Origin of the sequence: Aureimonas sp. Leaf454, assembly GCF_001424685.1 — a bacterium.
Classification (GTDB): Bacteria; Pseudomonadota; Alphaproteobacteria; order Rhizobiales; family Rhizobiaceae; genus Plantimonas.
Genome location: NZ_LMQT01000023.1, coordinates 269521 through 287839 on the forward strand (window position 1 = coordinate 269521; position 18319 = coordinate 287839).

The 18319-nt window shown below is 67.0% G+C and carries 16 protein-coding genes; 10 read left to right on the forward strand and 6 right to left on the reverse strand.

Annotated elements, in window-relative coordinates:
* Nucleotides 1–82 precede the first annotated feature (82 nt).
* The 7 genes from ASG43_RS18985 (at nt 83) to ASG43_RS19015 (ending at nt 7532) form a co-directional block, all read left to right on the forward strand.
* Complete coding sequence (locus tag ASG43_RS18985; protein WP_056508265.1) at nt 83–1714, forward strand: CoA-transferase; 1632 nt, start codon at nt 83–85, stop codon at nt 1712–1714.
* Nucleotides 1715–1894: 180 nt separating this feature from the next.
* The gene (locus ASG43_RS18990; RefSeq protein WP_056508266.1) at nt 1895–2755 is read left to right on the forward strand and encodes an ABC transporter permease; all 861 of its coding nucleotides are present in this window, start codon (nt 1895–1897) and stop codon (nt 2753–2755) included.
* 56 nt (nt 2756–2811) lie between these two features.
* Nucleotides 2812–3810 (forward strand): ABC transporter substrate-binding protein, encoded by a 999-nt coding sequence (locus tag ASG43_RS18995; protein WP_056508267.1) that lies wholly within the window; start codon nt 2812–2814, stop codon nt 3808–3810.
* 75 nt (nt 3811–3885) lie between these two features.
* Nucleotides 3886–4371 carry a MaoC/PaaZ C-terminal domain-containing protein gene (locus tag ASG43_RS19000; protein WP_056508268.1) on the forward strand — a complete coding sequence of 162 codons (486 nt, stop codon included), beginning with the start codon at nt 3886–3888 and terminating at the stop codon, nt 4369–4371.
* Nucleotides 4372–4387: 16 nt separating this feature from the next.
* Complete coding sequence (locus ASG43_RS19005; protein WP_056508271.1) at nt 4388–5221, forward strand: ABC transporter ATP-binding protein; 834 nt, start codon at nt 4388–4390, stop codon at nt 5219–5221.
* A 3-nt stretch (nt 5222–5224) separates the two neighbouring features.
* A complete protein-coding gene (locus ASG43_RS19010) occupies nt 5225–6010 on the forward strand; it encodes an enoyl-CoA hydratase/isomerase family protein (RefSeq protein WP_056508273.1) in 786 nt (261 codons plus the stop codon).
* A gap of 178 nt (nt 6011–6188) precedes the next feature.
* Entirely contained in the window at nt 6189–7532 is a 1344-nt protein-coding gene (locus tag ASG43_RS19015) for a sodium:proton antiporter (protein ID WP_056508274.1), read from the forward strand.
* Nucleotides 7533–7801: 269 nt separating this feature from the next.
* Here ASG43_RS19015 and ASG43_RS19020 read toward each other — a convergent pair whose 3' ends face one another.
* Nucleotides 7802–8803, reverse strand: a complete 1002-nt coding sequence (locus ASG43_RS19020; RefSeq protein WP_056508276.1) for an SDR family oxidoreductase — start codon at nt 8801–8803, stop codon at nt 7802–7804.
* 285 nt (nt 8804–9088) lie between these two features.
* A complete protein-coding gene (locus ASG43_RS19025) occupies nt 9089–9673 on the reverse strand; it encodes a TetR family transcriptional regulator (protein ID WP_056508278.1) in 585 nt (194 codons plus the stop codon).
* Between the two features lie 155 nt (nt 9674–9828).
* Here ASG43_RS19025 and ASG43_RS19030 point away from each other — a divergent pair, with 155 nt between their 5' ends.
* From ASG43_RS19030 to ASG43_RS19040, 3 genes are read left to right on the forward strand one after another with little or no spacing between them, the layout of a single operon-like run.
* A complete protein-coding gene (locus tag ASG43_RS19030) occupies nt 9829–10323 on the forward strand; it encodes a (2Fe-2S)-binding protein (RefSeq protein WP_056508280.1) in 495 nt (164 codons plus the stop codon).
* Nucleotides 10320–11390: a xanthine dehydrogenase family protein subunit M gene (locus ASG43_RS19035; RefSeq protein WP_056508281.1), complete on the forward strand. Its 1071-nt coding sequence runs from the start codon at nt 10320–10322 to the stop codon at nt 11388–11390. Before ASG43_RS19030 ends, ASG43_RS19035 begins: the two co-directional genes overlap by 4 nt.
* Nucleotides 11383–13638: a xanthine dehydrogenase family protein molybdopterin-binding subunit gene (locus ASG43_RS19040; protein WP_056508284.1), complete on the forward strand. Its 2256-nt coding sequence runs from the start codon at nt 11383–11385 to the stop codon at nt 13636–13638. The genes ASG43_RS19035 and ASG43_RS19040 overlap by 8 nt, the downstream gene beginning before the upstream one ends.
* A 236-nt stretch (nt 13639–13874) precedes the next feature.
* On the opposite strand, the gene ASG43_RS19045 is transcribed toward ASG43_RS19040, so the two are convergent.
* From ASG43_RS19045 to ASG43_RS19060, 4 genes are read right to left on the reverse strand one after another with little or no spacing between them, the layout of a single operon-like run.
* The gene (locus ASG43_RS19045) at nt 13875–14717 is read right to left on the reverse strand and encodes a phytanoyl-CoA dioxygenase family protein (RefSeq protein WP_056508285.1); all 843 of its coding nucleotides are present in this window, start codon (nt 14715–14717) and stop codon (nt 13875–13877) included.
* An 11-nt stretch (nt 14718–14728) separates the two neighbouring features.
* Complete coding sequence (locus ASG43_RS19050) at nt 14729–15721, reverse strand: ABC transporter permease (RefSeq protein WP_056508287.1); 993 nt, start codon at nt 15719–15721, stop codon at nt 14729–14731.
* Nucleotides 15721–16683, reverse strand: coding sequence for an ABC transporter permease (locus tag ASG43_RS19055; RefSeq protein ID WP_082491064.1), 963 nt, complete (start codon nt 16681–16683; stop codon nt 15721–15723). The genes ASG43_RS19050 and ASG43_RS19055 overlap by 1 nt, the downstream gene beginning before the upstream one ends.
* 58 nt (nt 16684–16741) lie before the next feature.
* Nucleotides 16742–18259: a sugar ABC transporter ATP-binding protein gene (locus tag ASG43_RS19060; protein ID WP_056508290.1), complete on the reverse strand. Its 1518-nt coding sequence runs from the start codon at nt 18257–18259 to the stop codon at nt 16742–16744.
* Nucleotides 18260–18319: the final 60 nt, after the last annotated feature.

Genomic DNA, 18319 nt, shown 5'->3' on the forward strand with positions numbered 1-18319 from the left:
AGCGAAGCTGATCGATATTATGCAATCGGTTACATCAGAGCGGCACTAAGGGCGGTCGTACGGGATCGCGACGGGAGGCGACATGAGGGTCATCACGGCGGGCGAAGCGGCACGTCTCATCCAGCCCGACGACAGCGTTCTTGTCAGCGGCTCCGGTGGCGGGCACTGCGTTCCGGAAGCCGTGCTGGCCGCGATCGAAGCGCGCTTTCTCCAAACGGGCGGGCCGCGCGACCTCACCCTGATCCATGCCGTCGGGATCGGCGACCGGCAGCTCAAGGGAGCCGCGCGCTTCCGCCATCCCGGCATGTTGAAACGCTCGCTCACGAGCGCTCTGATCGATTCGCCATCCCTGATCGGCCTCGCCCTCGACGAGGCGTTCGAATCCTACACCATCCCCCAGGGGGTCATCTCGCAGCTCGTCCGCGAGATCGCGGCCGGCCGCCCCGGCCTGATCACGCGGACGGGCCTTCACACCTTCGTCGATCCGCGCCAGCTCGGCGGTCGCCAGAACAAGGCGGCCAAGGACGACATCGTCGAGCTGCTGCAGATCGATGGCCAGGACTGGCTTCGCTACAAGCCCTTCCCCCTCGACGTCGTCATCCTGCGCGGCACGACCGCCGACGAGGAGGGGAACGTGTCCATGGAGGAGGAGGCCATCCCGGGCGAGATGCTGTCCTGCGCCCAGGCCGCGCGCCGCCTCGGCGCCGCCGTCGTGGTGCAGGTCAAGCGGCTGGCGCGCCGCGGGACCCTCCCCCAGCTCAGCGTCCGCATTCCGGGCATCCTCGTCGACTACGTCGTGGTGGACGCCGAGCAGCGCCAGACCTATGCGAGCGCCTATGAGCCGAGCTATTCCGGCGCCATGCGCGTTCCGGCCGAGGCGATGCGCCGGCTGCCCTTCACGGAGCGCAAGATCATCGCCCGCCGCGCCGCGATGGAGATCATGCCGGGCGCGGTCTGCAATCTGGGCGCGGGTATCTCGACCGGCGTGTCGGCCGTCGCGGCCGAGGAAGGCATCCTCGACAAGATCACGCTCAGCAACGAGCAGGGCTTCATCGGCGGCGCGCCGCTGACGGGGCCGGACTCCGGTGCCGCCCAGAATTTCGACGCCATGGTCGACCAGCCCTACCAGTTCGACTTCTACGACGGCGGCGGGCTCGACGTGGCGTTCCTCTCCTTCGCGGAGATCGACGCCGCCGGCAATGTCAATGTCAGCCGCTTCGCCGATACGATCGTGGGCGTCGGCGGCTTCATCAACATCAGCCAGAACGCCCGCAAGGTCGTGTTCAGCGGCACCTTCACCGCCGGCGGGCTGCGCGTGGAGAGCGGCGACGGCAGACTGACCGTCCTCGAGGAGGGACGGCACTCCAAGTTCGTCGAGGCGGTGCGCCAGATTTGCTACAACGGCGCCTTCGCCCGGGAGGAAGGCCGCAAGGCCCTCTTCGTCACCGAGCGGGCGGTGTTCGAAGTCGGAGCCGACGGGCTGGAGCTGGTGGAGATCGCGCCCGGCGTGGATCTCGACCGCGACATCCTGGCTCGCATGGCGTTCCGCCCGGCCATCTCGTCGAACCTGCGGCCCATGGATCCGAGACTCTTCCGGTCCGAACCGATGGGGCTCGGCGCCGAGTTTGCCCGATACGGTCGCACCGCCCGCTCGCCCCGCCGAACGATCGAGCCCGACACGGTCATCGAAGGCGACGCTCTGGCCGCGGCCTGACGTCCGGCGCCTTGGGAACGCCGCCGTCCCATCGCGGCGACAAGCGCAGAGCGGGCGAAGATCGAAGGGCCAGTCCCGACGGGCGGTCCGCGCAACGAACGAGCGCCGGGCTTGCCGGCCGGCACAAGGGTGAAGCAGCAGGTCCGACGGACGCAGGCTGCCGAACTGGGAGGAAGGTCCATGACCACTCAGCAGATGACACGCGAGCCGGGCCTCACGGCACCGGGCGCGCCGACGGCGCCGGCTCAAAGCCATCGCGGACCGTCGAAGGCCATGCGGCGGGCGCGGTCGATCGGATGGAATGCGCTTCCACCGCTGACCTTCGTCGCCATCGTCGCGCTCTGGTCGGTCTCCGTGCGGGTCTTCGAGATCCCTGCCTATCTGCTGCCGGGACCCGGCGCCGTGTTCGGGCGCATCCTGTCCGATGCGTCGATGCTCTGGACGCATTCCCTGGTGACGCTGACGGAGATCGTGCTCGGCTTCGGCCTGACGATCCTCACCGCGATTCCCCTCGGTCTCGCGATCGCGCTCTCGCCGCTGGCCCGGCAGATCCTCTACCCGCCCATCATGCTTCTCCAGCTCGTGCCCAAGATCGCGGTCGCCCCGCTGTTCCTGGTCTGGCTCGGCTTCGGGATGGAATCCAAGGTCCTGCTGACGGTCCTGATGACGTTCTTTCCGCTGCTCATCGCCAGCATCAGCGGCTTTCAGATCCTGGATCAGCGGCTTCTCTACCTGACTCGCTCCATGGGAGCATCGACCTGGCAGACGTTCCGCTACCTCCGCGTTCCCTCCGCGCTTCCCGTGATCTTCTCGGGCGTCAAGACCTCCGCGACGATCGCCGCGACCGCCGCCATCGTGGCCGAGTTCGTCGGCGCCAACCAGGGGCTCGGATACGTCCTCCTGCGCGGCACGAGCACAATGGACATCGAGCTGACGTTCGCCGTGCTCGTGGTCCTGACATTCATCGGCATTCTCATCAACTACGCCGTCGAGTTCAGCGAATGGCTGATGACGCCCTGGCAGCGCTCCGGGGCGGACTGAGCAACGTTCGGCCGGGAGGGCCGGGCTCCATGACTTCAATCCTGGGAGGATCCAACATGCTGCAATCTCTGAAAGCCACCGTTGCGGCGGGGCTGTTCGCGGTCACCGCGCTGACAGGCGTCGCTTCGGCGCAGACGGCCGTGACCTTCCAGCTCAACTGGACGGCCGGCGGCGCGAATGCGGGCTTCGCCTCGGCCCTCCAGCAGGGCTACTACAAGGAGGCCGGGCTCGATGTGACGCTCGTTCAAGGCAACGGTTCGGGCAACACCGCCCAGCTCGTCGCAAGCGGCCAGTCGCAAATCGCCTATGCCGACGCCGTCGCAGTCAGCCAGTTGATCGCGAAGGGCGCGCCCATGCGGGTCGTGTCGACGGTCTACCAGTCCAATCCCAATGAACTGATCGCTCTCAAGGAGACCGGCATCAAGTCCTTTGCCGACCTGAAGGGCAAGACGGTCGGCGTGCCGTCCGGCTCGTCGCAGACGACGATGCTGCCGCTGCTGCTCAAGGCGAACGGTCTTCAGGAGTCCGATCTTCAGCTTCTCAACATGCCGCTGACGTCGATGGTGCCCACGCTCCTGCAGGGGCAGGTGCAGGCCATCCTCGGCTCGCTCGACGCCTATGCGATCCAGCTTCGCGAGCAGGGCGCCGAGATCGACGAGTTTCCGTTCGCGCAATACGGCGTGCCGACGGTGTCGACATCGATCTTCGCGTCCAACGACTTCCTCGAGACGAACCCCGATGTCGTCAAAAGCTTCATCGCCGCGAGCCTCAAGGGCTGGAGCTTCGCCCTCGACAAGCCGGAAGAGGCCGTCGCCGACGTGAAGGAGGTCTTCCCCGATGCCAACGTGAAGCTGGTGGCGGCGGAACTGTCCGCGATCACGCCGCTCTTCTGCAGCGCCGATGCGAAGTTCCTCGGCAAGGCCGAGCCCGCGCATTGGGCGAACACCCAAGAACTTCTTTCGCAGGTCGGGCTTCTTCCGAAGGGCCAGGATCCGACCAGCTACTACACGAACGACTTCCTGCCGGCGGAGGGCGACCTTCGCCCCTGCAAGTAAGAGACGGAGCGGCGGTCCTGCGACGTGCCCGCTCGGACCGCTGCCCACCCGCTTCAGCAATGTCAGGATCGATCTATGAGCTACCGCTTCGAGGATCTCTTCGTCGGGATGCGCTTCCGGAGTCCCGGACGGACCATCGGCGAGGCGGACGTCATGGCCTTTGCGGGCCTGACCGGCGACTTTTCCGAACTTCACACAAGCGACGTCTATGCGGCCAAAAGCCAGTTCGGTCGCCGTGTCGCGCACGGCATGCTGGGACTCTCGTTCGCGCACGGACTGATGTGGGCCCGAACCGGCGAATTGCGGGAGACTGCGATCGCCTTCCTCGGCATCACGGACTGGCGGTTTGTCGGCCCCATCTTCTTCGGGGACACGATCTTCGTGAACTACGTCATCTCGGACCTGCGTGACTCACGCTCGAAGCACGACCAAGCCATAGCAACCTTCGACGTCGAGCTTGTGAACGAGCGGGACGAGGTCCTGCAGAAGGGCCGCAAGGCGCTTCTCCTTTCCAAAACTCCCCTCGCCGCCGTGGCGGCATCCGCCGCATCCGCGGCCTGAACCGCAGGAGGCAGCCATGACGCTTCAAGTTGGCGAAACCGCGAAGTCCGGCGTGCCGATCTCGATCCGCAACGTCTCGAAGATCTTCGGCGAGGGTGGGGAGAAGCCGTTCCGAGCGATGGGACCTGTCGACATCGACATTCCCGCAGGACAGTTCATCTCCATCGTTGGCGCCTCTGGCTGCGGCAAGAGCACCTTGATGTTGATGGTGGCGGGGCTGATGAAGCACTCGACAGGCGAGATCGCCTGCGATGGAAAGCGTGTCGACAAACCGATCACGAACGTCGGCATCGCATTCCAAGACCATCTGCTTCTCGACTTCCGCACCGCCTTCGAGAACGTCATGCTCCATGCGGATATCCGCGGATTGGACCGCAAGGTCATCGCCGATCGTGCGCGCGACCTCTTTTCACAGCTTCGGCTGGAGCACGCGATGAACAAATATCCGCGCCAGCTCTCCGGTGGCATGCGCCAGCGCGTCTCCTTGATCCGCACGCTCGTTCACGAACCGGACATCATTCTCATGGACGAGCCATTCGGAGCTCTCGACGCGCTGACGCGCCTCCAGGTCCGCACCGATCTCGAACAACTCTGGTTGAAGCGGCGGCCGACCGTCGTGTTCATCACGCACAGTGTGGAGGAGGCCGTCGGCCTATCCGACCGCATCATCGTCATGAGCCCAAGTCCGGGCGAGGTCGTCGACGACATCCAGGTCCAGCTTCCGCGTCCCCGTCCGATCGTCCTTGGCGATGCACCGGAATTCGCCGCCTATGTCGACCGCATCCACCAGCACTTCGAACGTATGGGCGTGCTCCACGGCGTGACGCCGCAGACCAAAATGGCGAGCTGACCCATGCAGGAGCGAACGGACGAGACGGACGCCCAGCTGGTCACGCTTCGTCTGGATGGCCCGATCGCCGAAGTGGGACTTGCCGCCGGACGGCTGAATCTCGTGACCCGTCGGCTGCTTCGGGATCTCAACGCTGTCATCGGGGCGTTGGCCGCAAACGGGTCCGTCCGCTGCGCTATCGTGCATGGCGGGCCTTCGGCCTTCTGTGCTGGAAGTGACATCCGCGAGTTCGAGTCCCTTGGTGCGAACGCGAGCGAGGACAAAATCCTGTTCGAGGATCACGTCCTGCGAAACCTCGATGCGCTACCCTTCCCCACGATCGCTGCGATGGACGGCCCGGCGCTGGGCGGCGGATTCGAACTTGCCTTGGCCTGCGATCTCAGAGTTCTCGCCAGCAGCGCCACGGTTGGCCTTCCCGAAAGCCGGCTCGGTGGGCTCGCAGCCAACGGAGCCGTGCGACTGACGCGCCTCGTCGGCCCGTCGCGGGCAAAAGAAATCCTGTTCACCGGCATGATCCTCGACAGCGCGCGGGCAGTGGAATTGGGTCTCGTGAACCGGGTCGCGGCGGGAAGCGCCCTTGACGAAGCTCGCCTTTTGGCCTGCGAGATCGCCAAGCGCGGACCCCTGTCGAACCGGTTGGCGAAGGCATTGGTCGAGGCTTCCATCGATTTGCCGACGGAAGCCGCCCTGTCGCGCGCCAATGCAGCACAGCAACGGATCTTCGACGGGACTGACCTGAAGGAAGGGGCCGCGGCCTTCTTGGCCAAGCGCGAGCCGCAGTTTGTTTGATGCAGACCCTTCGATTGCCCGTCTCATATTGAGCCGAAAGCTCTCGGGTCCGCAGACGAGCCGCATGTCCTGACCGCCGCCCATTCGCAGTCAGCTCGGATCACGCTTCGAGGCCGTGACGGCCGACACGGCGATTCCGGCAGCTTGGATCGATTCAAGCCCGTCTCGGTTCAGAACCATGGACCTGCCGATCGACGTCGCTCCCGACCCGTATATTCTCATCCTGACCGGTGCCGGACTTCTTATCGCACTCGTCGCGTGGCTGCCGCTGGCCCTTCGGCGCCTGCCGCTGTCCCTGCCGATCGTCTGCATCGTCCTCGGCGCGTCGATCTTCTCGTTGCCGCAGATGACGCTCGTCCCCCTGCCGACGACCTATCCCGAGATCACCGAGCGTTTTTCGGAGTTCGTGGTCATCATCGCCCTGATGGGCGCCGGACTGAAGCTCGACCGCATCTTCAGCTTTCGCCGATGGGGCATCACATGGCGGCTGATCGCCCTGACCATGCCGCTCAGCATCGGCGCGATCACGCTCATCGCGGGCTGGTGGATGGGCTTGTCCTGGACCGTCGCGCTTCTTCTCGGCGCCGCGCTCGCGCCCACCGACCCGGTGCTGGCCGCAGACGTCCAGGTCGGGCCGCCGAAGTCGGGCGAGGAGGACGAGGTTCGGTTCGGCCTCACCTCGGAAGCGGGCATGAACGACGGCTTTGCGTTCCCGTTCGTGCACCTCGCCATCGCGCTGTCTCTTGCGGCATCGACGGGCAAACCGTGGTTCGCAGAATGGATCACCTACAACGTCCTGTGGGAGATCGGGGCCGGAATGGCGGCAGGCTATTTCATCGGCCGCGTCTTCGGCTGGCTGACCTTCCACGTGCCCGCCAAGACCAAGCTGGCCAAGACCGGCGATGGCCTGATCGCCCTGTCGGCGACCTTCGTCTCCTACGGCCTGACCGAGCTCATCCACTGCTACGGCTTCCTCGCCGTGTTCGTGACCGCTCTCACCTTCCGCCATGCCCACCGCGACCACGACTTCCAGCTCGAGATGCACGAGCTGACCGAACAGATCGAGCGGATCGCGATGATGGTGCTCCTCCTCCTCTTCGGCGGCGCTCTTGTCAGCGGCCTGCTCACGCCGCTGCATTGGATCGACGTCGGGGCGGCCGTGGTGATCCTCCTCGTCGTGCGCCCCCTCACCGGACTGATCGGCCTCATGGGACACAAGGCGGACTGGACGGAGCGGCTGACGCTGGCCTTCTTCGGCATCCGCGGCGTCGGCTCGGTCTACTACCTCGCCTACGGACTGAACCACATGCCGGACGTCGAGGGCGGCGACCGCCTGTGGGCGATCGTCGGCCTGATCATCCTGATCTCGATCCTGATGCACGGCATCACCGTGACGCCTGTCATGCGCATGCTCGACCGGAGCCACGGCCGAGATCCCGACGCGAACCAAGCGACCCCGCCGCCGGGTCTGCAAGGCCCAGCCTCCTTCCCGTCGGACGATCGAAATTCCGCGCTCCGCTGACACGAGATGGCGTTCAGTTCATGCCGATGTCCAAGGACCTACGTCATGATCGAGAGGCTGCAGACGGGATCCGGCGACGAGGTAGGGTCGGCACGACACGTCGACGGTGAAACGACGCCTTTCGGCTTCTCCCGCATGCGTCCGAACATTCCAACCCGACCATCATTGGGCTCCGTCGAAAGATGGTCGGGTGGATGGGCCGAACGCGAATCCAGCGATGCGAAACGGGCTTTCGGGACGGAGAGAACATCCTTAGAGCGACCGAGCCGCTAAGCGGGTTGGCCGTTGCCGCCGGTCGATCCGAAGATCTGCCCCGTCGAGTAGCTCAGCATCGGGTCGGCTGCCGCGACGTAGAGCCCCGCAATCTCCGCGGGCTGTCCGGCGCGGCCCATCGGCGAGTCCGCGCCGAAGGTGCGCAACTTCTCTTCCGTCGCTCCACCGGACACCTGCAACGGCGTCCAGAAGGGACCGGGAGCCACGGCGTTCACGCGGATGCCGCGAGGAGCGAGTTCCTTGGCGAGGCCCTTGGTGAAGTTCAACACCGCGGCCCGGGTCATGGCGTAGTGCACGATCTCGGGTGACGGATTGCCCGCCTGCTCGGACGAGGTGTTGACGATAACCGCCCCCGTTCCCATGCGCTCCAGCGCCGCTTTCGTCAGCCAGAACGGGGCGTAGACATTGGTCTTCATCGTGTCGTCGAACAATTCGGACGAGATGTCGGCGATCGAAGGACGCGTCTGCTGGAGGGCAGCGTTGTTGACCAGGATGTCCAAGCCTCCGAGCTGGTCGGCAGCCTGAGAGATCAAGCTGCGGCAGAACTCTTCGGAACGGAGATCGCCGGGAATGGCCACCGCCTTGCGGCCCTCCGCTTCGATCAAAGCGATCACCTCCTTGGCGTCGGGCTCTTCCGCGGGAAGATAGTTGATGGCGACGTCTGCGCCTTCGCGGGCATAGGCAATCGCGGCGGCGCGGCCGATGCCGCTGTCGCCTCCCGTGATGAGTGCTTTCTTGCCCGTCAGCTTGCCAGACCCCTTGTAGCTCGTCTCGCCGTGGTCGGGTCGCGGGTTCATCTGCGAGGCGAGGCCCGGCCAGGGCTGCATGTCGGTGGGATAGGGCGGCTTCGGATAGTTGGCCGCGTTTGGAGCGGTGGGGGCGGCAGCACCGCCGCTGCTGGATTGGGCGGATGCCGTCGTGTCGGCGGCGAAGGTGACGGCGGCGCCTGCAGTGAGGGCGGCTCCTGCCAGAAAGGTGCGTCGGCTCGTGTCGGTCATGAGGCTTTTCTCCGTGTTGAGACTCGAATCCCACCGGACTTGGAATGGTTCCCCGGGCAGCTTCGGCAATCCAGCCGCAGCGCCCATCGGTTCCACGACACGAGAAATCAGGGATGTACGAAGGAGGAATCAGAGACGGCTGGCCCAAAGGAGACATGACGTCCGAGGCAGCCATGGGCCCGAAGCAGCCTGTCCGTTTTCGGCAGGTTCAAGCGAAAGCTGCCGTTCGGCCCTTGCGCCATCGTCGCGGGAACCGGCTCCCATCAGCTTCGACGTCCGAACGGCTCATATCTCGTGCTGAAGGAGACCGTCGATGAAGATGTCGAGGAGGCGCACAACGTTCGCCTCCCAGCCCGGCTCCTTGCCCATCATCGACATGCCGACCAAGGCGTGGAGCAGGTCCTCCGGCGTGATATCGTCGCGGATCAGGTTCGCTGCCATGCACGTCCCTAGAAGCAGTCCGATCGCCCGCGTCAGGTGTTCGAAGGAGAAGGCGTAGACATCGGACGACTTGTCGACGGCCAAGGCGAGCGCCGTCAGCATGCCGCGCTTGGTGGCGACGAGACGAATGCCGGCGCGCGACCACTGGCGCAGGGCCTGCACCGGATCCGGAGCGTCCGCCAGGCTTTCGGCAAGACGCGCCATGTCCTCCACCTCGCGCCGGTAGACGGCCTCGAAGAGAGCCTCGCGCGTCGGGAAATGCCGGTAGAGGGTGCCGATCCCGACCTCGGCGCAGCGTGCCACCGCCTCGAGACTCGCCTCGGGCCCGCCATTGCGGAACACGGTCACCGCGGCAGCCAGCAGGCGTTCCCGGTTGCGCACGACATCGGCGCGCGGCTTGCGCGTTCCCTTCTCCAATCCGGCCGCCATGTTACGGACTAGAACTCCTCGAACCTTGTAAACGGAGGGGCCCTCCGTATATGCTTTTGTAAGCGTCCCATGCCGATCCGTGCGGACGCGTTTCGGATGGCTGTCGCGGACGACCGCGACAGTCCCGGTTTTTACAGCAGGAGACGGGGGAAAGCATGACCCATTCCATCCGATTGATGATCAACGGAGAGGAGCGGCAGATCGAGCTCGACGATCCCCGCGTGACGCTTCTCGATCTCCTGCGCGAGAGACTGGACCTGACCGGAACCAAGAAGGGCTGCGATCGTGGGCAATGCGGTGCCTGCACGATCCTGGCGGATGGCCGGCGCATCAACTCCTGTCTCGCCCTGGCGCTGAGCTACGACGGCGCCGAGATCACGACCGTCGAGGGTCTGGCCCGAAACGGCGCGCTGCATCCGGTGCAGGCGGCCTTCATCGAGCACGACGGCTTCCAGTGCGGTTTCTGCACGCCCGGCCAGATCATGAGCGCCGTCGGCCTCATCGCCGAGAACCAGACCGGCGGCGATCCGGAACGGGTGCGCGAGGGCATGAGCGGCAATCTCTGCCGCTGCGCCGCCTATGTCGGCATCACCGAGGCAGTGCTCAGCGCCGGGCACCGGATGAACGCATTCGAGGAGAACCCGGCATGAGGAGCTTCGACTACGTGCGAGCGGCGAGTGTCGCCGAGGCCGTTGCCGCGGCCGCCGAGCCGGACGCGGCGTTTCTGGCGGGCGGCACCAACCTCCTCGACCTGATGAAGGGCGGGATCGCCCGCCCCGGCCGTCTCGTCGATATCACTCATCTGCCGGGCCTCGACAGCATCGACTGGCAGACGGACGGTTCGTTGCGCATCGGCGCGCTGGTGCGCAACGCGGATCTGGCGCACGATCGTCGCTTTGCCACGCAGTTTCCCGCGGTCGCGGAGGCGCTCCTGTCGGGGGCGTCGGGACAGTTGCGCAATGCCGCGACGGTGGGCGGAAACCTCATGCAGGAAACCCGCTGTCGCTATTTCTACGACACGGCCAGTGCCTGCAACCGACGCGAGCCCGGCAGCGGCTGCGACGCCCTGGAGGGCGAGAACCAAGGACATGCGGTGCTCGGCTGGAGCAGCGCGTGCATCGCCACACACCCGTCGGACTTCTGCGTTCCCCTCGCCGCGCTCGGCGCGATCGTGGAACTGGAGGGCGTTGCGGGCCGGCGACAGATGCCGCTCACGCATTTCCACCGCCTGCCCGGCGACACGCCGCAGAGGCGTACCCTCTGCGAGCCGGGCGAGATGATCGTCGCGGTGCTGTTGCCGCCGGAGGCCGCAGCCTTCGCCGCTCATTCGCGCTACCTCAAGGTCCGCGAGCGCACGTCCTACGCCTTCGCCGTCGTTTCCGCGGCGGTGGGCTTGGAGTTCGACAACGGACGTATCCGCGCGGCGCGCATCGCGCTCGGCGGCGTCGCGGCACGCCCCTGGCACTGCGCGGCGGCCGAAGCCGTGCTCGTTGGGGAGGCGCCCGTCGTCGAGGCCTTCAAACGGGCGGCAAAGGCCGCCGTCGAAGATGCCGCCCCCTCCGGCGACAACGCCTACAAGATCGTGCTGGCCGAACGCATCGTCCTGCGCGCGCTGCTGCTCGCGGCCGCCGGCACGCCGGAGCGTCTTCCGGCCTTGCCTGCCTCGCCTTTCGCCTCGCCCTCAGCCGCCCTGCCCAAAGGTGCCCTCCATGTCTGACATGAGCTTGAACGAGCCGGGAACGCGCAGGCGGCACGGCTCCAACATCGGCCAGCCCCTCACCCGGCGCGAGGGCATGCTGAAGGTGACGGGCGCGGCGACCTTTGCGGCCGACAACCATCCGCCGGGCATGCTCTATGCGGTCGTGGCCACCAGCACGATCGCGCGCGGCGAGGTCGTCTTCCTCGACGAGGCGGCCGCGCGGGCGCATCCCGGCGTCGTGGAGGTGATGACACCGGCGAACCGTCCGCCGCTCGCTTCCGATCCGGACGAGAAGTCGAACCCCTTCATGTTCCGGATGGACCTCCTTCAGAACACCGGCGTTCGCTATCCCGGACAGCCGGTCGCGCTGGTGGTGGCCGAGACGCTGGAGGCAGCAACCGAGGGGGCGGCGCTTCTGGCGCCGCGCTACGTGGCCGAGCCGGCACGCACGGGCCTCGACAGCGCGCCAACCTTCTCCCCCGGCGTGGTCGGGGCGGGGAAGCCCGCCTTCGCCGAGACCGGCAACCTGGACAGCGAACTCGCCGCGTCGGCGCACCGCCTGAAGGAAACCTACGAGACGCCCGCGCAGTATCATAACGCCATGGAACCGCACGGCGTCGTCGCCAGCTGGAACGGCGACACGCTCTCGCTGGACATGCCGACGCAGGCGCTCGCGATGGCCCAGCACCGCATCGCCGGCCTCTTCGGCATCGCGCCGGGCGACATCCACATCAAGAGCCCGTTCCTCGGCGGCGGATTCGGCTCCAAGGGCTTTCCCGCCGGCCCGCAGATTCTCGGGATCCTCGCGGCGCGCGCGCTCGGTCGCCCGGTCAAGCTGGTGCTGCGCCGCGAGCAGATGTTCGGCCCCGTGGGTCACCGCGCCCCGACGCGTCAGACGATCAGCCTCGGCATTTCGGAGGACGGGGCGCTGCGGGCCATCGGCAACCACACGCGCACGGCCTCCAGCACCTTCGACGACTTCCTGGAGCCGGCGGCGGACGTGGCGCACACGCTCTACGCCAGCCCCGCCATCCGCACGAGCTACGAGGCGGTGCGGCTCGACACCGGCACCCCGCTTTTCATGCGCGCACCGGGCGAGGCGACCGGATCGGTCACGCTGGAGAGCGCGATCGACGAGGCAGCCTGGGCCGTGCGCATGGATCCGCTCGCATTCCGGCTGAAGAACCATGCCGATGTCGAGCCGATCTCCGGCAAGCCGTTCTCGTCGAAGTCCCTACGGGAATGCTACCGGCTGGGTGCCGAGCGATTTGGCTGGGAGGGACGCCCGATCGAGCCGCGCCTGCGCCGTGACGAAGCAGGGCTCCTCGTCGGTTCGGGCGTCGGGACGGCGACGTTTCCGGCTCTGATGTTCCAGGCAAACGCCCGCGCCACGATCCACCGGGACGGAACTGGGCTGGTCGAGATCGGCGCACACGACATGGGGCAAGGGGCGTGGACCGCGCTGGCGCAGATCGCGGCGGACGCGCTCGGGCTCGGGATCGACGAGGTCGAGTTCCGCTCCGGGACCTCCGACCTCCCCGATGCCGGAATCGCCGGCGGTTCCGCCCACACCGCGACAGCCGGCATGGCGCTGCATGCGGCCGGCGGCAACGTTATCGCCAAACTCGCCGAGATCGCCACCGCCGACGAGCGCTCGCCGCTGTTCGGCGCCGGCAATGTGGGAACCGTCGCGATCGAGGGACGATTGCTGCGGCGCGACGACGAGAGCCGCGGCGAGAGCTTCGTCGAGATTCTGCATCGTGCAGGCCTCGACCTCGTCACAGCGGAAGGCAAGGGCGCCAGCGACCCGGCCGCGCAGGAAGCCTATGCCATGCATGCCCATGGCGCGGTCTTTGCCGAGGTGAAGGTCGATCCCGACCTCGGCCAGATCCGCGTCAGCCGCCTGGTGGGGGCCTTCGCGGCCGGGCGCGTGATCAATCCGAGACTGGTGGAGAGCCAACTTCTCGGCGGGATGGTCTGGGGCGTGTCGTTCGCGTTGCACGAACAGGCGATGACCGATCGCCGCTCCGGCCGCATCCTCAACGCCGATCTCGCCGAGTACCATATCCCGGTGAACGCCGACGTGCCGTCGATGGAGGCACTGATGGTGCACGAGGACGATCCGCACGTGAACGCGCTCGGCATCAAGGGCGTCGGTGAAATCGGCATCACGGGCACCGCCGGGGCCATCGCCAACGCGATCTGGCACGCGACCGGCAAACGAATCCGCCGCTTTCCGATCGGCCTTGCCGATCTTCTCGACTGAGGTGGCGCACATCGGGACAGCAAAGGGGCCGGCCTCCGGATCTGGGGGCCGGCCCTTGCTTTGCCCGCCGGCGAAGCCGTTCGCGACCGGCCCGGACACAGAACGGCAGCGTTCGGGACATGGACCCTTCAAGCCGCCGATGCCGATCCGCAGCCACACCGAACCACGTCACACGTCGTGCGGCCGACCGGGTCGTTCGGCGAGAGACAGGATGCCAACCGACCGCCTGCGTCTCGTCACTCCGAACCCATGACGAGGCCTTCGATATCGTGCTTCTGGGTGATCGGGATGAGGTCGTCGACGACACGACAGACGAGATGGTCGCGCACCGACTGAGGCAGTCCTTCGTGGAAGGCCCGCGTCACCATCATGTCGTGCAGCGCGGCGTGGCCCGCGCCGGGCGCGTCGACGCCCAGAACGAGGACCGGACGCGAGATGGGCGAAGGATGCGCGGTGCCCCGGTGCATCATCAGCGCCGAACGGCAGGAGATGTCGCCCATCTGCGGATATTTGCGCGTTGCCCGCTCGGTGTAGCGATCCCAGAGCGACTTGTCGGGAAACATCTCGTGCTTCCATTCGCGTCCGTCGTCCCATTGCGTGCCCGGCGCGCATTCGAACGGACCCATGTCCTGCGTGACGTCGACACCGGTGAGGTTGAACGCGAGGGAGGTGATCCTCTTCTCTTTCCAGGAGTCCTCGGGCGAGGGAAAGTCGCGATGCCACGGCTGGTTCTTGGCGCCTTGGAAGGGCGTGTCGAAGCCGATCTCGACGATCTCGTAGTTTGGCCCGCAGACGGCCTCGCACATGCCGGCGACCCAGGGGTGGGTGACGAGATCGGTGAAGCCGGATATCGCTTCCGGGTGCAGTTCGACATACCAACGCCGGGGGCCGCGCGTCACGGCTCCGCCGGGGCGCTGGATGGCCTCCCAGAAGGCGACCATCATGTCCTCGCGCATCTGCTCCGTCCATTCGCGGGAGAACGCGCCTTTGAGACCGGTGATGCCGTCGCGGTAGAGCGTTTCCACACTTTGCGCGATGTCGATGCTTGGCAGTTCGTGGGTCTTCTGAAGAGCGGACATGGCGTTCCTTTCTAGAAATCGTCCGTGGTCTTGGCGATCTTCGCCTGAAGGAGGACGAAGAGGAGGGGAAAGAGCCCGCGGATCACCGACTGCCAGTAGGCGGACAGAGAGATCCAACCCTTCCCGTTTTCGAAGTTGAGAAGGTTGAAGAGAAGCGCGAGCAGCATGGCGCCGGCCAGAGTCGCCCCGACGGAGCCGGAACCGCCGGTCAGCAGCGTGCCGCCGACGACGACCGAGGCGATGGCGAACAGTTCCCAGCCGACGCCTTCCGTCGGTTGGCCGGCGCCGAACTGGGCGGCGAGGACGACGCCGGCAAGACCCGCCAGCGCGCCCGAGGCGAGATAGACGCCGAGCTTCAGCCGATCGACATCGAGCCCCATGAGGCGCGAGGCATCCTCGCCGCCGCCGACCGCCAGAACGCGGCGGCCGGACCGCGTGCGTTCCAGCACGAGCCAGCCGACGAGATAGGCTGCCATCATCACCAGGGCCGGGACGGGCAGGCCAAGGAGGTCGCCCTGGCCGAATTCGGTGAAGGCGGTGTCGTAGGAAGCGGAAACGGACTGGTTGTCGGCGAGAAGCAGCGCCGAGCCGTAGGCGGCGAGCATGGTGGCGAGCGTCGCGATGAAGGGCGCGATGGAGAGGCGCGTGATGATGAGACCATTCAGCAGGCCGGCGACGAGGCCGGTGGCGGTTCCCGCCGCGACCCCGGCCGCGAGCCCGTAGGGCGAAGCGAGGGCCGCGACCACGCTCGACAAGGCGGCCACCGCCCCGACCGAAAGGTCGATGCCGCCGGTGACGATCACAAAGCACATGCCGAGCGCGATCAGGCCGAACATCGCATTGTAGCGAAGGAAGCTCAGGATGTTGAACGGAGAGAGGAAGTTGTCGTAGCGCGCCCAGCCGAACAGGACGAGGAGGACCAGCGTGACGACCACGCCGACCTTGGCGATGTCCTGCGGCGAGCCGAAGGCGAAGCGTTTCGAGGGAGCGGGAGCGAGCGTCATCAGCCGGCCTTTCCGAGCGAGCGCTGCTGGATCCACACCGCGGCGATGATGAGGACGGCCTTCACGACGAGCGCGGCCGCATCCGGCACGCCGTTGGCGAGAAGCGTGTAGCGAACGAGCTGGATCACCAAGGCCCCGAGCAGCGTTCCGATCATCGAGGCCCGGCCGCCGCTGAGCAGCGTGCCGCCCACCGCCACGGCCGCGATGGCATCGAGTTCCATGCCGAGACCGACGAGATTGGCGTCGCTGGCACCGTTGCGGGCGATGACGACGAGGCCGGCGAGGCCGGCGAGCGCGCCGCTGGCGACATAGGCGAGGCACCGGACCCGCCGGACGTTGATGCCGGAAAGGTGGGCCGCGCGGGCATTGCCGCCGACGGCGAGGAGCTGGCGTCCGTAGAGCGTCCGCGTCAGCACGAAGGCGGCGACGGCGACGATCAGGACCATGAGCACGACCTGCACCGGAACGCCGGCCACCCGGCCGAGACCGATCGCCTGGAAGCCCGGCTCTCGGAAGACCTGAAGATTGCCGTTGGTCACGACCTGCGCGATGCCGCGTCCGGCGATGAACAGGACCAGCGTCGCCACGATCGGCTGGATCGAGAAGCGCGTCACCAGCCAGCCGTTGAACAGGCCGAGCAGCGCGGCCACAGCCACCGGAAGCACGAAGGCGAGCGCGATGCCGACGCCGTGGCTCGGCAGCGGAAACAGCGCTCCGGTGAAGACCAGCGGGGCGAGCGCCCCGGAGATCGCCATCAGCGATCCGACGGAGAGATCGATGCCGCCGGAGGCGACGACCAGCGTCATGCCGACGGCGACGATCACGATGGCGCAGGCCTGTGTCAGGTTCACGTTGACCGTCTGCCAGGACAGGAAGTTCGGTGTGAAGGCGGCGTTGAAGGCGAGCAGGGCCAGCAGGGCCACCACGACGCCGTAGCGTCGAAGGAATTCGGCGCCACCCATTCCCTGCCGGCGGACGAGAGACGGTGCGGCGCTGCCGGCGGTCAGGTTGTCGGCCATGTCAGGCAAGCCCTCCGGGCAGGCGCGGCGCCTCGGCGGCCATGGCCGAGAGGATGGCGCTTTCCGAAATGCCGGCGCCGTCGAGTTGGGCGACCGTCCGCCCGTCGCCGAGCACGGTGACGCGGTCGGCCAGGCTCAGCACCTCCTCGATCTCCGAGGAGATCATCAGGACGCCGAGGCCTTGGGCGGCGAGTTCCCGCAGGAGGGTCAAGATCTCGGCCTTGGCGCCGACGTCGATGCCGCGCGTCGGCTCGTCGACGATCAGAAGGCGCGGGTTCATCGCCAGCCAGCGTGCCAGAAGGACCTTCTGCTGATTGCCGCCGGACAATTCCTTGATCTTCTGATCGGGCGAGGCGAGCTTGATGCCGAGCCGTTGGATGAAGTGGTCGACCACCTTGCGCTGCGCCGCCTCGTTGATCAGCCCCGCCTTGGCCAGACGCGGCATCAGCGCCAGCGTCAGGTTTTCCGCAACGCTCATGTCCGGCACGATGCCTTCGATCTTGCGGTCCTCGGTGCAGAATCCAAAGCCCTCGGCGATGGCGTCGGCCGGGCCGGCGAAGACACGGTCCCGGCCGTCGAGCACCAGCGTGCCGGCATCCGGCCGGTCGGCGCCGAAGACGATGCGGGCGGTTTCCGTACGTCCGGAACCGAGCAGTCCGGCCAGCGCCACGACCTCGCCGCTGCCGACCGAAACGCTGGCGCCATTCAGGCGACGCCCGGCCACGAGGCCACGTGCCTCGATCAGCGGTCCCGATGCGGCCTTCGCGCCGGCGGTGCCGAGACGCTTCTCGGCGGCGGCGAGCGTCCGGCCGAGCATGGCGGTCACGAGGTCGATCTTGGCGATGTCGGCCATGCGGTGGAGGCCCACGGTCTGCCCGTCGCGCATGACCGTGACACGGTCGCAGACGGCATAGAGTTCATCCATGCGGTGGCTGACGAAAAGCACGGCGACGCCGTCGGCGGCGAGCGTCCGGATGGTGGCGAACAGCGTTTCCACCTCGCGCTCGTCGAGCGAGGAGGTCGACTCGTCCATGATGACGAGACGGGCGCGCATCGACAGGGCGCGGGCGATCGCCACCATCTGCCGCGTCGCCGCATTGAAGCGACCGAGCGGCGCGGACACGTCGATGGCCAGGCCGAAGCGCGAGAGCAGTTCTTCCGCCTCGCGCGCCATGGCGCGGCGGTCGATCAGGCCGAAGCGGGTCTTTTCCCGTCCGAGGAAGATGTTCTCCGCGACGCTGCGCTGCGCCACCAGATTGATCTCCTGGTAGATGGTCGCGATGCCGGCGGCCTGCGCGGCGCCCGGACTGGCGAAATCGACGGCCCGTCCCGCGAAGGCGATCGACCCGCCGTCGCGACGATAGGCGCCGGTGAGGATCTTGATCAGCGTCGACTTGCCGGCACCGTTCTGTCCGATCAGCGCCATGACCTCGCCCTCCCCGATCTCCAGCGAGGCGCCGACGAGCGCCGGCACGCCGGAGAAGGACTTCTGGACGTCGCGCATGGAAACAAGCGGCATGACGCGTCTCTCCCACGGAAAGGCCGCCACCCGGCCTGTCGGCCGGGTGGTTCGTCCGTT

Bases quoted from the DNA above. Each gene is read 5' to 3' on its own strand.
- ASG43_RS18985 (WP_056508265.1), top strand. From the start codon at position 83: ATGAGGGTCATCACGGCGGGCGAAGCGGCACGTCTCATCCAGCCCGAC.
- ASG43_RS18990 (WP_056508266.1), top strand. From the start codon at position 1,895: ATGACCACTCAGCAGATGACACGCGAGCCGGGCCTCACGGCACCGGGC.
- ASG43_RS18995 (WP_056508267.1), top strand. From the start codon at position 2,812: ATGCTGCAATCTCTGAAAGCCACCGTTGCGGCGGGGCTGTTCGCGGTC.
- ASG43_RS19000 (WP_056508268.1), top strand. From the start codon at position 3,886: ATGAGCTACCGCTTCGAGGATCTCTTCGTCGGGATGCGCTTCCGGAGT.
- ASG43_RS19005 (WP_056508271.1), top strand. From the start codon at position 4,388: ATGACGCTTCAAGTTGGCGAAACCGCGAAGTCCGGCGTGCCGATCTCG.
- ASG43_RS19010 (WP_056508273.1), top strand. From the start codon at position 5,225: ATGCAGGAGCGAACGGACGAGACGGACGCCCAGCTGGTCACGCTTCGT.
- ASG43_RS19015 (WP_056508274.1), top strand. From the start codon at position 6,189: ATGGACCTGCCGATCGACGTCGCTCCCGACCCGTATATTCTCATCCTG.
- ASG43_RS19020 (WP_056508276.1), bottom strand. From the start codon at position 8,803: ATGACCGACACGAGCCGACGCACCTTTCTGGCAGGAGCCGCCCTCACT.
- ASG43_RS19025 (WP_056508278.1), bottom strand. From the start codon at position 9,673: ATGGCGGCCGGATTGGAGAAGGGAACGCGCAAGCCGCGCGCCGATGTC.
- ASG43_RS19030 (WP_056508280.1), top strand. From the start codon at position 9,829: ATGACCCATTCCATCCGATTGATGATCAACGGAGAGGAGCGGCAGATC.
- ASG43_RS19035 (WP_056508281.1), top strand. From the start codon at position 10,320: ATGAGGAGCTTCGACTACGTGCGAGCGGCGAGTGTCGCCGAGGCCGTT.
- ASG43_RS19040 (WP_056508284.1), top strand. From the start codon at position 11,383: ATGTCTGACATGAGCTTGAACGAGCCGGGAACGCGCAGGCGGCACGGC.
- ASG43_RS19045 (WP_056508285.1), bottom strand. From the start codon at position 14,717: ATGTCCGCTCTTCAGAAGACCCACGAACTGCCAAGCATCGACATCGCG.
- ASG43_RS19050 (WP_056508287.1), bottom strand. From the start codon at position 15,721: ATGACGCTCGCTCCCGCTCCCTCGAAACGCTTCGCCTTCGGCTCGCCG.
- ASG43_RS19055 (WP_082491064.1), bottom strand. From the start codon at position 16,683: ATGGGTGGCGCCGAATTCCTTCGACGCTACGGCGTCGTGGTGGCCCTG.
- ASG43_RS19060 (WP_056508290.1), bottom strand. From the start codon at position 18,259: ATGCCGCTTGTTTCCATGCGCGACGTCCAGAAGTCCTTCTCCGGCGTG.